Below are 14,340 nucleotides of genomic sequence, written 5' to 3'. Positions count from 1 at the left end.
GTATCCGCCGGGAATGGGATAGGGCTCCCCCGAACGTGTGATCGCCCCGCGCACCGTTGACCGTCGGGAGTCCCGGCCGGCCTCTGTCCCGGTCAGGCGCCTGTCCCCGGCCACCTTGCCCGGGTCAGTCGTCCCCGCCGCCTCCGCCGCCCCCCGAACTCGTGCCGCTCCGGTCGGCCGTGTCCTGGCGTACGTTCTGGCGCACCGCGTACGCGGTCCACTCGTCGTGCACCAGGTCGCGCATCGTCGAACGGCTTCTCCAGCCGCCCTGTGCCACGGCGCCCGACAGGCCGGTCGCCGAGACCAGCGCGGCCAGGGTGCGGCTCCGCCGGTCCGGGAAGCCGGCTGCCTCGGCGGCCGCGAAGCGTTCCCGGACCGCGGCCGGTCCGGCCGGGTCCGCCGCCGGGTGGCGGTGGTAGGGGAGCAGACCGAGGAGCCGGTGGGTCTCCCTGCGCAGGATCGAGCGGCCCACCAGATGCTCCAGGCACAGCTCCTCGACGTACCGGCCGGTCCGCCGGATCCACCGCTTCGCGCTGACGCCGCCCGCGAGCCCGGCCTCGTCCGGGGCCGGCAGGCTCCCCAGGACCTGTGCGAGGAGCGGGTCCTGGGGAGCGAGCGGACTGATCACCCGTATCCGGCCGAGCCGTTCGGCGATCCGGCCGTGGAGCTCCAGCTCCGCGAGGACCGCGCCCGCCACCGCGTACTCCAGGAAACGGTTTCGGCAGTACGGCGTGCCGCGCCGCGGGTCCAGGGCGAGCAGGAGCAGTTCCTCGGGGAGCGTGAGCTCCGGGGGAGTGGGGTTCACGACGTGGGCACGATCCGTCCCGTGACCTCGCCGAGGCCGACCCGTGTGCCGTCCGGTCCCGGTGCCCAGGCCGTCATCGTCACGATGTCGCCGTCCTCCAGGAAGGTCCGCTTGCCCTCGGGGAGTTCCAGCGGTTCCCTGCCGTTCCAGGTGAGCTCCAGGAGCGAGCCGCGCTGTCCGGGCTCGGCGCCGCTGACCGTGCCGGAGCCGTACAGGTCGCCGGTGCGCAGCGAGGCGCCGTTCACCGTCATGTGGGCCAGCATCTGGGCCGCCGTCCAGTACATGGTGGCGAACGGCGGCTCGGCGACCACCTGCCCGTTGATCGCGACCGCGATCCGCAGGTCGAGGCCGCCGGGTTCCTCCTCGCCCGTGTCGTCGAGGTAGGGGAGCAGCGGGAAGTCCCGGGCGGGCGGGGCGATCCGGGCCGCTTCCAGGGCTTCGAGCGGCGTCACCCACGGCGATACGGACGTGGCGAAGGACTTGCCGAGGAACGGGCCCAGCGGGACGTACTCCCATGCCTGGAGGTCCCGCGCCGACCAGTCGTTGAGCAGCGAGAGTCCGAAGACATGGTCGCGGAACGCGCCGAGCGGGACCGGCCGTCCCTGCTCCGAGGGGACACCCACCACGAAGCCGACCTCGGCCTCGATGTCCAGCTTGACCGAGGGGCCGAAGACCGGGGCGGCGTCGGAGGGGGCCTTGCGCTGGCCGGAGGGGCGCACCACATCCGTGCCGGAGACGACGACGGTGCCGGACCGGCCGTGGTAACCGATCGGGAGGTGCTTCCAGTTCGGCGTCAGTGCGGCGCCGTCCGGCCGGAAGATCTTTCCGACATTGGTGGCGTGGTTCTCGCTGGCGTAGAAGTCGACGTAGTCCGCGACCGCGTACGGCATATGGAGCGTCACCGACTCGATCGGATGCAGCAGTGGCTCGATGTCCGGGCGGTGCGCCGGAACCGTCACCCACGCGGTCAACGCCCGCCGGACGTCCCGCCATGCCGTGCGGCCCGCCGACAGCAGCGCGGTCAGGTCCGGCTGGGCGAGAAGCTGGGCGTAGGGCGAGCCGAGCGTGTGCGCCGCGGCTCCGGCGTCCAGTACGTGGCCGCCGATGCGGACGCCGACCCGGCGGTCCTCGGGGTGGTCGTGGGTGGAGAACACCCCGTACGGAAGGTTGTGCGGACCGAAGGGGTCGCCCACGGCCAGATCGAGCGGGCTGTTCTGCTCGGGCATCTGTTGCTGCCTCGCTTTCCAGGTCGATTGGGGGACACGTTACGTCGGTGTTGCTACCCCGCGGCAGTGTCGCAACTACGCGCAATGACCGGAAAGTTCCGGCATACCCCCAGGTGAGCAGGGGTACGGCGGTCTTTTCAGCCCGCTGTGCGCGGGATCCGCCTCTCCCAGGTCCGGTGGAAGACGATCTCGTCGCCGTCCTTGCACACCACCTCGTCCGACGTGATGAAGTCGGTCGCGTCCGCACTGATCTCGGACCGCGTCTCGATCCGCGCGTCCCAGGCCGTCTCCGGCCGGTGCAGCCGGATCGTCCAGTCGGAGCGGGTGCGCGCCGACAGCGGGTCGTTCTCCTGGATCGTGTACGTCTCCACCGCGTCCTCGGTGAATTCGAGGCCGTCCGGGTGGACGCGGGTGCCGCCGTAGCGCGGGTCGACCTCCAGCCGCCATTCGCCCTTGGCGACGTCGCGGACCACCAGCCGCTCCGGGCGGGGCTCGTCGAGCGTCACCGGGTGGACGACGCCGAGCGGCTCCGACTGCTCCGCCTGCTCGAACCTGATCGAGGGGTCCTCGGTGCGGCGGCGCACCGGCAGTTCGACGAAACTGCCGTCCGCGTCCAGCGTGAAGCCGGCCGAACCGGCCTGCGGCCAGATCCACGGCCAGTAGGAGGAGGAGACGGCGAGCCTGATCCGGTGGCCGGGCGGGAAAGTGTGCCCGATGCCGTTCAGCTCGAAGACGACGTCCTCGGTCGCACCGGCCGGCCAGTCGTCGGACCGGTCGCGGCCGTGCCGGGCCGACAGGTTGAGGACGCCGCGGGTGACGAGTGTGGACGCGCCGTCCGGGGCGACGTCGCAGAGCCGGGCGATCGCCTGGCCGCGCGGCACGTCCATGCGGATCCGGAGCCTCACCCTCGGGCGGCCCAGGATCTCGATGGGGGAGTCCTCGACCGGGAATTCGAAGAAGACCGACTTGGCGTCCTCGTCGCGCTGGTCGGGTGGCAGATCGGCGTCGTTGCCGAACGGGAGGAACCGCCCGGCGTCCAGCCCGGTGTGCTGCGGCGAATCGACGGTCTGCGGTCCGCCCCGGAGGGCGTACGTGACCGGCGTGATGTTCTCCGAAGGCCGGCCGGTGTCACCGACCCACCGTCCGGGCAGCGTCTCGTACACCGTCGCTGGCCGGTGCGACTCGCTGATCCAGGACCGCAGCAGCGGCTCGGACATGACGCCGGTGTCCCTGTCCTTGAGGTGCTGGTCCCACCAGCGCAGCGTCTCCTGGAGGAAGCCGATCGAGGGTCCCGGCGGCAGGCCGCGGTCCGGGTACTGGTGCGACCACGGGCCGATCAGCCCGCGCACCTTCGCCGGGTCGAGGTGCTCGACGAGCCGCAGCACGGTGTCTCGGTACGGGTCGTGCCAGCCGCCGACCGCGAGCACGTTCGCCCGGACGGCGGAGTAGTCCTCGCAGACGCTTCCGTGCTTCCAGTAGTCGTCGCGGGTCCGGTGCGCCAGCCAGGCGTGGATGAACGGTTCGACCGCTTCGAGCCGGTCGCACCACATGTCCTTCCAGCCCTCGCCGACGTGCGCCGGGTCCGGGGGTCGGCACACGAAGGCGAGCATGGTGGCCGCCCGGGCGTGCATGTCGACGGCGAGGACCGAGCCGCCCCAGGAGATGCCGAACATGCCGACCCGGCCGGAGCACCACTCCTGCTCGGCCAGCCAGTGGATGACGGCGACCCCGTCGGCGAGCTCGGTCGCGTCGTACTCGTCGCCCGGCATCCCCTCGCTGTTGCCGTGCCCGCGGACGTCCACGCGGACGGAGGCGTAGCCGTGGCCCGCGTACCAGGGGTGGCGCTGCCAGTCGCGCGGCGCCGTCCAGTCGCTCAGCCGGTACGGCAGGTACTCCAGGAGCGCCGGTACGGGTTCGTCGGTGACCGGCCGCCAGATCCGCGCGTACAACCGGGTGCCGTCCGGCAGCGGGATGCGGACGTCCTCATGGGTGGTGTCGTACGGGAACCTGGTCCGGATGTGCATGGCGGTACCTCGGTGGACGGGGCGCACGATGCGCCTGAGCCAGGGGCCGGCCGCGACGACGGCCGGACCGGCCCGCACCGCGGTGCCGTTCGCCACCGTGTCGGGTCGCCACCGTGTCGGCGAAATGGAGGACCGGGACGGCCTGCGTGCCGAGGAACGAGAGCCGCTTCCGGACCTCCGGGCAGGACAGGGCGATCAGCCCCCGTGACCGGCCGGAACGGGCGAGGTCGTCGGCGGTTGGCGGCTCTGTCTCGTCGAGGGCGGCAGCGCTGTGGGACAAAGGGCCTACTCCTGATCGTATGAGCTGATCACGAACATACCGGCGGTGGCGGGAAGGCGCCCACGGTGATCCAAACGGGACCGGATACGCTGAGTTGAGTGATGACAGCGACACATCGACATTCCGTGTGATCGTCAGCAGACAGGAGATCCCCTCGTGACCGTCGTCGGGCCGTTCGGACTGAGCGTGCGGGACCAGGCTCTTGAGGCCGATGTCCAGACCGGTTTGGCCGCTGTCGAGGCGGGGCTGCTGGATGCCACCAAGAGCGACGTCCCGTTCATCACGGAAGCCGCGCAGCATCTCGTACGGGCCGGGGGCAAGCGTTTCCGGCCACTGCTGGCGATGCTGGCGTCCCAGTTCGGCGACGCGGACGCGCCGGGCGTCGTGCCGTCCGCCGTGGTCGTCGAGCTGACGCATCTCGCGACGCTCTACCACGACGACGTGATGGACGAGGCGGACGTACGCCGCGGCGTCGACAGCGCCAACACCCGCTGGGGCAACTCGGTGGCCGTGCTGACCGGCGACTTCCTCTTCGCGCGCGCCTCGCACATCCTGGCCGACCTCGGCCCGGAGGCCGTACGCATCCAGGCCGAGGCGTTCGAACGCCTGGTCACCGGACAGATCCTGGAGACCGCCGGCCCGCGCGACGGCCGCGACCCGGTCGACCACTACCTCGACGTGATGCGCGGCAAGACCGGCTCGCTGATCGCCGTGGCGTGCCGGTTCGGGGCGATGATGGCCGGCGCCGACGAGTCCGCCGTCGACATCCTCACCCAGTACGGTGAACGGCTCGGCGTCGCCTTCCAGCTCGCCGACGACGTGCTCGACATCACCTCCGACAGTCACGAGTCCGGCAAGACCCCCGGCACCGATCTGCGCGAAGGAATCCCGACGCTTCCCGTCCTGCACCTGCGGGCGCAGGCGGCGGCCGCCGGCAAGCCGGACGACCTGGAGCTCCTTGAGCTGCTGGACGGCGACCTGAGCGACGACGACCGGCTGGCCGAGGCGCTCGGCCGACTGCGGGCGCACCCGGCGCTGGAGCAGGCCCGGCGCGACACCGTCCGGTACGCGGAGGAGGCGCGGGCGACCCTGAAGCCGCTTCCCGAGTGCTACGCGAAGGCCGCACTGGAAGAGCTGTGCGACGCCGTGGTGCACCGCGCGGGCTAGTGCCCCTCCGGCGGATCACGTGACGGGGTCGGGCCGGGGTCGTCGCGCCCGTCGCGGGACGGGGAGATCCGGCGAACGACGAGTGGGCCCGGCTGAAGCCACATGTGCCCAAGGCAGGCCGGTGGGGCGGGCGTTGGAGTAGCCACCGCAGGGTGCCGGGACATGAAGCACGCCCCGGCAGCACCGTCCCGACGAGGGACGCGGACGCTCCCGGGGCGGACCGACCTGCAAGATCCATCCGGCCGGTGAAGGTGGTGCCGTCCGCTGGCATTCGTGATCACACCAGGGCAGTGGGGCGACGCACCGCAGCTCGTTCCGGTCATGGAAGGCCTCCGCGTCGCCCGTCCGGGCGGCGGGCATCCTCGCACCCGCCCCGATCGCCTTGGCGGCGACAAGGCGTACAGCTCCCGCCGCAATCCGCTACCTGCGCAGACGCCACATCCGAACTTCCGGGCCGTGGCCACGAGGTACGACAAGCGGGTCTACGTCTTCCACGGCACCGTCACCGTCGCCGCGAACCGGCTCCGGCTTCGTCCATGACCCGCCGGACGGAACCTGGCGGTGAGGCGCTCGAAAACCGGTGGAGCAGCGCCGCTGCGCTGCCTTACCGTGCTGCCGAACCAAGTTGTCCAGGCAAGGACGTGCCGTTGTACACCCTGTGAGACCTCCCGAGAGCTGATGTGTCGCGCGTCGCGCATGTGCGCCGCGCTCCTTTTTGCTGCGGACTTCTCACTGGAACCGGTGTACTTCTGTGCTCAAAACCTGGGTGGTCACGCCCACCTGTCTGCCGACCGTTCTCCGCCGTTGCCACGCGTGCGCGTCCGAGCGCTTCCGGGCAAACGGCAAATTTCGCGTCAACGCAAACCACAAGCTCCTCGACGCCTGGCTCCTCGTGCTCTGCACCGCTTGCGGGGACACGGCAAAGCTCACGGTCCTGGAGCGGATACACGTGCGCTCCGTACGACCTGAGCTGCTGGACCGGCTGCATGACAACGACCCCGGCCTGGCAGCTGAGCTGCTCCAGGATCCGGTCGTGCGGCGCCGTAATCGCATCGCCCTCGACTGGGACAACGCCTGGCGCCTCGACACCGGCGGATCGGATCACCTGGACCGCGAGGTGATCGACGTCTCGGTCCGCTTTGCGGCGCGGATCCCTGTCCGGCCGGTGCGACTGATCGCTGACGGTTGCGGTCTTTCGCGGGCCGAGGTCGAGCGACTGATCACGGAGGGGAAACTCGTTTCGGCGGTCCGGCTGAGCGGCAGGTTCTCCGGCAACTTCACCTTCACGCTCAAGAGCTGAGCCCTCCTCGGGACCTCGGGCCTGTCCGGCGTGATCCGCCGGACAGGCCCGGGGGCCTCTCGTGCGGAAGCTTCAGGGGCGTTCGTCGGCCCCTACCCCTACGGGTCGGGGGAGGGACGACCGCGTGGTGTCATACCGAAGAGGTATGCGCAGTTGCTTCCGCGGGTTGATGATTCCGCCCGGTGATTTTGGTCAGATGGAGAACAACCACTCCTGACCACATCGGGTGAGAACGGCGGCACGGAGTGGACGAGTGCATCCGGACGGAAGCCGCCGACCACGGAGGTAGGGCACACATGGCACCGAACGACAGCGCAGAGACCACCGGCAGCGCCACGAGCACCACGGTCGCCCGCAGAAAGGCGGCCCGCTACGTTGTCCCGGTCGCGGTGGCGGGAGTGGCGGCCGCGACGATCGGTCTGGTCCCGGCGCTCGCGGACTCCGGTGACCCCGAGCTGCCGAAGATCAGCGCACAGAAGCTCATCGAGAAGATCGCGGCGTCGGACACCCAGCAGCTCTCCGGCACGGTACGGGTCAGCAGCGACCTCGGCATCCCGTCGCTGGGTGGTCTGGCCGAGTCGTTCGCCCAAAGCGCCGGCGGCGAGCAGGGTGGTTCGAGCGCCGCCCCGAAGGACAGGCTGACGGAGCTCGCCTCCGGCACGCACACGCTGCGGGTGGCCGCCGACGGCCCCGACAAGCAGCGCGTCTCCATTCTGGACAGCGCCGCCGAGTACAGCGTGATCCGCAACGGGGACCAGCTCTGGGCATACGACAGCAAGTCCGACGAGGCGTACCACGCGACCACCGACAAGGCCCCGGACGCCGGGAAGCACGAGGGGCGCACGGCCCCGGAGGGCGTGCCGACCACACCGAAGGCGCTGGCCGAGCAGGCGCTGAAGGCGGCGGACTCCACCACCTCCGTCACGGTCGACGGCACGGCGCAGGTCGCCGGGCGTGATGCGTACAAGCTGGTCATCAAGCCCAAGCAGAGCGGTTCGACGATCGGCGCGATCACCGTCGCAGTCGACGCGAAGAACGGCGTACCGCTGAAGTTCACCCTCTCCCCGAGCAGCGGTGGCAAGGCGGTGATCGACGCCGGGTTCACCAGCGTCGACTTCGCCAGGCCCGCCGCGTCCTCGTTCACGTTCACCCCGCCCAAGGGCACCAAAGTGACCGAGGCGGACGAGGCGAAGGCGGAGAAGGACGTCGAGAAGGGGCCGGAGGGCCTGACCGGTCTGGACAAGATCGCCGGCGGCGGAGGCGCGAAGGTCATCGGCGAGGGCTGGGGCGCGATCTACGCGATCGAGGCACCGGCCGGCGAGGGACTCCCCTCGTCGGAGAAGAATGCGGATGTTCCGCCCGCGGCCCAGCAGTTCCTGGACTCGTTCGGCGACAAGGTCACCGGAAAGTTCGGCTCCGGCACGGTCTTCAAGACCCGCCTGGTCAACGCCCTGATGACGGACGACGGCAAGGTCTACGTCGGTGCGGTCACCAAGGACGCGCTCGTCAACGCGGCCGACAGCGCCGCCAACTGACGTTCCCGTCCTTCCCGCACCGCACCACCGCCCCGCCGTACCCTCCGTACGGCGGGGCGTTCCGTTACCCGAACCGTGGGGAGTTGCGCATGACAGAGCCCGGTGCCGTGACCGAGTCCTTGGTGGTGCCCCGGACCGGAACGGCCGTGATCGAGACCCGGGGTCTCACCAAGCGGTACCGCGGCGGCCAACTCGCCGTCGACGGACTCGACCTCAGCGTCCCCGACGGCAGCGTCTTCGGCTTCCTCGGGCCCAACGGCTCCGGGAAGACCACCACGATCCGGATGCTGATGGGGCTGATCGCTCCGACGTCCGGTACCGCCCGGGTCCTCGGCGACCCCATGCCGGGCGCCGCCCGCACCGTGCTCCCGCAGGTCGGAACGCTGATCGAAGGACCCGCGCTGTACGCGTTCCTGACCGGCCGGGACAACCTCGTACGGTACGACTCCGCCGACCCGACCGCCGATCCGCGCACCCGCCACGCCCGGGTCGCCGCCGCCCTGGACCGGGTGGGGCTCGCCGCCGCGGCGGGCAAGAAGGCGAAGGCGTACTCGCTGGGCATGAAGCAGCGCCTCGGGCTCGCCGCCGCCCTGCTGCAGCCGCGCCGCCTCCTCGTCCTGGACGAGCCGACCAACGGACTCGACCCGCAGGGCATGCGTGAGATCCGCACCCTGGTCCGGGAACTGGCGGCGGACGGCACCACCGTCTTCCTCTCCTCCCACCTCCTCGACGAGATCGAACAGGTCTGCACGCACGCAGCGGTCATGGCCCGGGGGCGGCTGATCACCCAGGGGCCGGTCGCCGACCTCGCGGCCGGCACCCGCGGCAGGCTCGCCGTCACCACTCCCGATCCCGCCGACGCCGCCCGCATCCTCAAGGAACACGGCCTCACCGGCGTCACCGTCGACGGCGACCGGGTCACCGCCGAACCCCCACCGCGCGAGGTCGAGCTAGCCGACCTGAGCGGGGCGCTGGTCCACGGCGGTGTACGCGTACGTTCCTTCGGCGTCGAGCGGGCCTCGCTGGAGGACGCCTTCGTCGCACTCACCGGAGAGGGTTTCGATGTCGCAGGCTGAAGTCGCACCCGTGCGGGCGGGCCGCTCCCGCAGCCCGCTGTGGACGTTCGGCATCCTCCGCTCCGAACTGGCCACGACCCTGCGTCGCGGGCGCACGCTCGCGCTGCTCGGGGTGCTGGCCGCCGTCCCCGTGCTGATCGGGATCGCGGTGAGGATCCAGACGAGCGACGGCTCGCCCGCCGGGCCGCCCAACGGCGGGGGCCCGGCGTTCCTCTCCCAGGTGACCAACAACGGCCTGTTCCTGGTCTTCGCCGCCCTCGCGGTGACGCTTCCGGTCTTCCTGCCGCTGACCGTCGGCGTGGTCGCGGGCGACGCGATCGCGGGCGAGGCCAGTGCGGGCACCCTGCGCTATTTGCTGGTCGCACCCGCGGGCCGGACCCGGCTGCTGCTGACCAAGTACACCGCCACCCTCGCGTTCTGCCTGACCGCGACCCTCGTCGTGGCGGTGTCGGCGCTCGTCGTCGGGGCGCTGCTCTTCCCGGTCGGCGAGGTCACGACGATCTCCGGGACCCGGATCGGCGTCGGCGAGGGGCTGCTGCGGGCCGGCCTGATCGCGGTGACGGTGGCGGCGTCACTCATCGGGTTCGCGGCGCTCGGGCTGTTCATCTCGACGCTCGCCGGCAGCGGGATCGCGGCGATGGCCGCGACGGTCGGGGTGCTGATCACCGTACAGATCCTGGACACGATCCCGCAGTTGAGCGGCATCCACCCGTATCTCTTCCCGCACTACTGGTTGTCCTTCGCGGACCTGCTGCGCGATCCCGTCTACTGGGACGAGATCGTCAAGAACCTGGGGCTGCAGGGGATGTACGCGGCGGTGTTCGGCTCGGCGGCCTGGGCGCGCTTCACGGCGAAGGACATCACGGCCTGAGCGGGCGGGCCTTCGTCGGGTCCGCCCGCGCCGTCGGCCGGGCGAGCCGTCCCCCGATCGGCTCGTCGCGGCACGTACGGCACGAACGGTGCGAACAGCTGGAACGGACCGACACGGCACGTTCCGTTTCCGCTTGAACATTGTTCGACTTTTGGCGACGAACTGTCAACAAGGATCAGGTCAAACACGCCTATGCTCACGGAATGATCACATCGTCGAGTTCCCTGCGCCGCAGCGAGCGATCGCGACGGGCGACCCTGGAGGCCGCGCTCGCCCTGTGCACGGAGAAGGGGTACGGCCGCGTCACCATCGAGGCGATCGCGGCCAGGGCCGGCGTCAGCAAGAAGACGATCTACCGCTGGTGGCCGTCGAAGAGTGCGGTGATCCTGGAGGCGTTCACGGAGGCGCTGGTGGACGCCACCCCGTTCGTCGACACCGGCGACATCGCCGCCGACCTGCGCACCCATGTGTCGGGCGCGGTGAATCTGCTCGCCACCGCGCCGTTCGGCCCCGCGTACGCCGGGATCCTCTCCGAGGTCCACCACGACGACGAACTCGCCGAAACGGTCCGGACACAACTGATCGAACCCCGCTTCGCCCAGGCGGTCGACCGGCTGCGCCGAGCCCAGGAACAGGGCCAGATCCCGCCGGACGCGAATCTGCCGCTGGCCGTGGAGATGCTCTACGGGCCGGTCTACTACCGCCATGTGCTGCGCAAGCCGGTCCAGGACGAGGCGACGATCGCCGCACTGGTCGCGCATGTGCTGTGCTCGCTGCGGGCTTCCGCGACGGGCGCCGGTCGGATGCGGGAACCGATCACGGGATGATCACCGGTGTCTCCGCGCCGGTGGTCGTGTTCCTGGTGCGGCGGTACCGGCGCGGGCCCGGCACCTGACGGCCGGCGCCCCGGGGTCAGCCGAAGAAGGTCTTGGCGCGGATGGCGGCGGCCGTGTCGTTCAGCACGTCACCGGGCCGGTTGCCGAGCCCCAGCAGCATCCCGCCCCACTCCATCCGCATGTACGAAGCGATGGTGCGCAGCGTCCCGGTAGCCGGCTCGGCCACGCTCGGATCGGCCGTCGCGAGCGCGGTGACGCCCCACAGCGTCCGTCCGGCCATTCGCTCCTTGAAGTCGACGCCGGGCACCCGCATCCACCCCGACCAGTGGTCCAGGTACCGCTTGGTGGAGGTGGACATGGCGTACCAGTACAGCGGTGACGCCAGTACCAGATCGGTCGCGCCGAGCGTCGCGTCCAGCAGGGTGGCGGCGTTCCCGGTGGGTGCGCGGTAGCTGCCGTCGCCCTCGTGCCGCAGGTCCTCGAAGTCGGGGAGCGTCAGCTCGTTCAGGCTCAGCCAGCGCTGCTCGGTCTCGGGTGGCAGCTGCTCGGCGGCGAGCCGGGCGAGTTCCTCGGTGTTGCCGTCGGTACGGCTGCTGCCGAGCAGGAACAGGAACGAACGAGTGGTGGTCATGGCGACTTCTCCCCGTGGACGCATCGAATGCATTGCGCGCAACGACTGTGCGTGTCTGCACTATATGTATGTGCATGAAAATTGGGAACGGGGCGCTGCCCGGGAGCACGGTCGCCGGGACCATGCGCACAGCCGGGATCAGCCGAACAGCCGCTCCAGCACCACCGCGACCCCGTCCGCCTCGTTCGTCAGCGTCACCTCGTCGGCTGCCGCCTTCAGCTCGGGGTGGGCGTTGGCCATCGCGACGCCGTGCCCGGACCGGCGGAACATCGGCAGGTCGTTGGGCATGTCGCCGAAGGCGATCGTGGCCGCCGGATCCACCCCCAGAGTCTCGGCCGCCAGGGCCAGCCCGGTGCCCTTGTCGACGCCGTAGGGCTGGAGTTCGACGGTGCCGGGGCCGGAGAGGGTGACGGTCGCCAGGTCACCGACGACCGCGCGGGCCGCGTCCGCGAGTGCGTCGTCCGTCAGGTCGGGGTGGCGGACGAGGACCTTGACGATCGGCGCCTCCCACAGTTCCTCGCGGTGGCCGACCCGCACGGCGGGCAATGCGGGGTGGGGCATCAGGTACCCCGGCTCGATCAGCGTCCGCCCGTCGGTTCCGCCCTGGTCCACGGCCGCGAACACCGGCCCGACCTGGGCCTCGATCTTGCCGAGCGCGGTGTCGGCCAGGTCCCGGTCCAGGGTGGCCGCGCGAATGATCTGCCCGGCCCCGGCGTCGTACAGTTGCGTGCCCTGCCCACAGACCACCGGACCCCGGTACTCCAGCCGCGCGAGCAGGTCCCGTATGCCGGGAACCGGCCGTCCGGTGACCACGATGTGCCGGGCCCCCGACGCGGCGGCCCGGGCGAGCGCGGCACGGGAGCGGGGGCTCACGGTGTCGTCGCGGCGTAGCAGGGTGCCGTCCAGGTCCGTGGCGACGAGGGCATATTTGGGTGGGGTGGGCATGCCACAACCCTAGGGAGATCCGCTTCCGGGCGTACGGCCCTGACCTGCGCGGACGGTCGGGATTCGGGTGCGGTGGACAGCCCGTCAGGGGCATATGCGCAGGAATTACGCAGAGCGAGCGATCGTGATGATCTCCGGGCTCGCGCCGGTGAGCGGGCTGCGGTCCCGGTCCCCGTACTGCTCCTCGATGACCAGCCCGGCGTCGGACAGGAACGAGGACAGTGCGTCCGCGCCGAGGAAGCGCAGGGTGCTGCGGCTGATCCGCGGCCCGGTCCGGCCCGGCCCGGTGAACATATGGCTGAACGACACCGTGTCCCCGGTCACCGGCATCTCGACCTCGCGCACCATCCGCACCGGGCGGCGACCCCGTACCGCAGCCGACGTCCAGCACGGACGGCGCCGCCATCACCAGAGGGAAGTAGAAGCCGTAGTCCGCCCTCCGGTCGGACGGGTTCATGGGGTCGTACAGTGCGGCGAGACCGGCATCCGCGAACAAGCGATCAACCTTCGGGACAGATTCCCGCCGTGGCCCGGGCGACCGCAAGGGAGATTTCCTGAGCCTCCCTCACGCTCACTGCACGCAGAACTCGTTGCCTTCCGGATCGGCGAGCACCCACCATGTGCCACCCGGCTCCTCCACCTTGCGCAGCCGGATCGCGCCCAGGCCCTCCAGCCGCGCCACTTCGGCGTCGCGGCGCTCCGGGCCGGCGTGCACGTCCAGGTGGAGCCGGTTCTTCCCCGTCTTCGGCTCCGGTACGCGCTGGAACAGCAGCCGTCGCCCGAGTCCCGTGCCGCTCTCGTCCTCGTGCGGATCGTCCGGGTGACGCGCCGCCGCGAGATCCCGCCAGGCCCGGCGGCCGTGCGACTCGACCGTCATCGATTCCGGTACGGCTCCGAGTGCCAGCAGCCGCTCGATCAGCGGACTGTTGTCCTCCACGAGATAGCCGAGGGTCTCGGCCCAGAAGTCGGCCTGGGCGTGCGGGTCGGTGGCGTCGATGACGAGCTTCCAGTGCAGGGTCATGGAAACCGTTCCTAGCGGTGACATCCGTGAGTCGGCAAGGGGCGCGCCTGGGCCGGTCCTGCACGCCGCGCAGGGGCGGCCGTGCCGATTCGACCCCCGGCGCGCTGTGCCCGACGCTGCTGCCCACCGGGAGATCCGCGGCTACCGGCCCGGCGACCGGATCCGGCACGCCCGTGGGCGTACGACGGTTCGGGTCTCCGGAGCCGGGGCGGGCGGGGCAGGGGAGAGGACGTGCTCCGCTTCCACCGGGAACGCATGGCGAGTTCCACCGGGAACGCATGGCGAGCGCGGCGGCGCGCGCAGCGGCGGCGCGTGAAGGACCGGGTGGCCGCCGCGACGGGCTGAGCCCGGCCGCGGGGAGCCGTCACCGGCGTGGCTCATCGGGATGTTGCCCGGGTGGACGTCGGCCGGGCGATTTCCTGACCCCCCGGAGTCAGGTCAGCGCTGCCGGGATGGCTCCGGAGGTGGTACCGGGGGTCGGCCGGGCCGAGTCCGGAAGTGTGCACCATCTGCGCGGTGTCGGCGCGTGCGGTGGGTGTGGCTGCGCAGATGACGGCGGAGACGGCCACGGTGGCGGTCGCCACGCCCCAGAGCGTGCGGGAGTGTCTCTCGAAATGCCGGGT

14 protein-coding genes and 1 pseudogene are annotated in these 14,340 nt (G+C 71.1%); 8 read left to right on the top strand and 7 right to left on the bottom strand.

Annotation, left to right across the window (positions count from 1 at the left end; genetic code table 11):
* Window positions 1-124: 124 nt before the first annotated feature.
* From ACFU8W_RS25300 to ACFU8W_RS25290, 3 genes are all read right to left on the bottom strand, one after another.
* Complete coding sequence (locus ACFU8W_RS25300; RefSeq protein ID WP_384041296.1) at window positions 125-805, bottom strand: GPP34 family phosphoprotein; 681 nt, start codon at window positions 803-805, stop codon at window positions 125-127.
* Window positions 802-2,031 carry a fumarylacetoacetase gene (gene fahA, locus ACFU8W_RS25295; RefSeq protein WP_384041293.1) on the bottom strand — a complete coding sequence of 410 codons (1,230 nt, stop codon included), beginning with the start codon at window positions 2,029-2,031 and terminating at the stop codon, window positions 802-804. The genes ACFU8W_RS25300 and fahA overlap by 4 nt, the downstream gene beginning before the upstream one ends.
* Window positions 2,032-2,168: 137 nt before the next feature.
* Window positions 2,169-4,055 (bottom strand): CocE/NonD family hydrolase, encoded by a 1,887-nt coding sequence (locus tag ACFU8W_RS25290; RefSeq protein WP_384041290.1) that lies wholly within the window; start codon window positions 4,053-4,055, stop codon window positions 2,169-2,171.
* Between the two features lie 28 nt (window positions 4,056-4,083).
* Between ACFU8W_RS25290 and ACFU8W_RS25285 the strand changes: the two genes are divergently transcribed.
* The 8 genes and pseudogenes from ACFU8W_RS25285 to ACFU8W_RS25250 all read left to right on the top strand — a co-directional run bounded on the left by ACFU8W_RS25285 (window position 4,084) and on the right by ACFU8W_RS25250 (window position 11,111).
* Window positions 4,084-4,263, top strand: a complete 180-nt coding sequence (locus ACFU8W_RS25285; protein WP_384041287.1) for a hypothetical protein — start codon at window positions 4,084-4,086, stop codon at window positions 4,261-4,263.
* Window positions 4,264-4,491: 228 nt separating this feature from the next.
* A complete protein-coding gene (locus ACFU8W_RS25280) occupies window positions 4,492-5,502 on the top strand; it encodes a polyprenyl synthetase family protein (RefSeq protein WP_384041284.1) in 1,011 nt (336 codons plus the stop codon).
* 92 nt (window positions 5,503-5,594) lie between these two features.
* A pseudogene (locus ACFU8W_RS25275) lies at window positions 5,595-6,042 on the top strand (hypothetical protein).
* 211 nt (window positions 6,043-6,253) lie between these two features.
* Window positions 6,254-6,802: a DUF1062 domain-containing protein gene (locus ACFU8W_RS25270; RefSeq protein ID WP_384041281.1), complete on the top strand. Its 549-nt coding sequence runs from the start codon at window positions 6,254-6,256 to the stop codon at window positions 6,800-6,802.
* Between the two features lie 296 nt (window positions 6,803-7,098).
* Window positions 7,099-8,337, top strand: a complete 1,239-nt coding sequence (locus ACFU8W_RS25265; protein ID WP_384041278.1) for an outer membrane lipoprotein carrier protein LolA — start codon at window positions 7,099-7,101, stop codon at window positions 8,335-8,337.
* Between the two features lie 89 nt (window positions 8,338-8,426).
* The gene (locus ACFU8W_RS25260) at window positions 8,427-9,413 is read left to right on the top strand and encodes an ATP-binding cassette domain-containing protein (protein WP_384041276.1); all 987 of its coding nucleotides are present in this window, start codon (window positions 8,427-8,429) and stop codon (window positions 9,411-9,413) included.
* Window positions 9,400-10,284 (top strand): ABC transporter permease, encoded by an 885-nt coding sequence (locus ACFU8W_RS25255; protein WP_384041273.1) that lies wholly within the window; start codon window positions 9,400-9,402, stop codon window positions 10,282-10,284. The genes ACFU8W_RS25260 and ACFU8W_RS25255 overlap by 14 nt, the downstream gene beginning before the upstream one ends.
* A gap of 203 nt (window positions 10,285-10,487) precedes the next feature.
* Window positions 10,488-11,111, top strand: coding sequence for a TetR/AcrR family transcriptional regulator (locus tag ACFU8W_RS25250; RefSeq protein WP_384041270.1), 624 nt, complete (start codon window positions 10,488-10,490; stop codon window positions 11,109-11,111).
* 85 nt (window positions 11,112-11,196) lie between these two features.
* Here ACFU8W_RS25250 and ACFU8W_RS25245 read toward each other — a convergent pair whose 3' ends face one another.
* The 4 genes from ACFU8W_RS25245 to ACFU8W_RS25230 all read right to left on the bottom strand — a co-directional run bounded on the left by ACFU8W_RS25245 (window position 11,197) and on the right by ACFU8W_RS25230 (window position 13,717).
* The gene (locus ACFU8W_RS25245) at window positions 11,197-11,751 is read right to left on the bottom strand and encodes an NAD(P)H-dependent oxidoreductase (protein ID WP_345514906.1); all 555 of its coding nucleotides are present in this window, start codon (window positions 11,749-11,751) and stop codon (window positions 11,197-11,199) included.
* Between the two features lie 138 nt (window positions 11,752-11,889).
* Window positions 11,890-12,696, bottom strand: coding sequence for an HAD family hydrolase (locus ACFU8W_RS25240; RefSeq protein ID WP_384041266.1), 807 nt, complete (start codon window positions 12,694-12,696; stop codon window positions 11,890-11,892).
* A 105-nt stretch (window positions 12,697-12,801) separates the two neighbouring features.
* On the bottom strand, window positions 12,802-13,044 hold the full coding sequence (locus ACFU8W_RS25235; RefSeq protein WP_384041263.1) for a hypothetical protein: 243 nt from the start codon (window positions 13,042-13,044) through the stop codon (window positions 12,802-12,804).
* A 223-nt stretch (window positions 13,045-13,267) separates the two neighbouring features.
* Window positions 13,268-13,717 carry a VOC family protein gene (locus ACFU8W_RS25230; protein WP_384041260.1) on the bottom strand — a complete coding sequence of 150 codons (450 nt, stop codon included), beginning with the start codon at window positions 13,715-13,717 and terminating at the stop codon, window positions 13,268-13,270.
* Between the last annotated feature and the right edge of the window lie 623 nt (window positions 13,718-14,340).

It is taken from the genome of Streptomyces sp. NPDC057565 (genome assembly GCF_042801455.1).
In the GTDB taxonomy this organism is placed as follows: Bacteria; Actinomycetota; Actinomycetes; order Streptomycetales; family Streptomycetaceae; genus Streptomyces; species Streptomyces yanii.
Note: the sequence above shows the minus strand (reverse complement) of the source record. Positions and strands in the feature narration are given on the sequence as shown.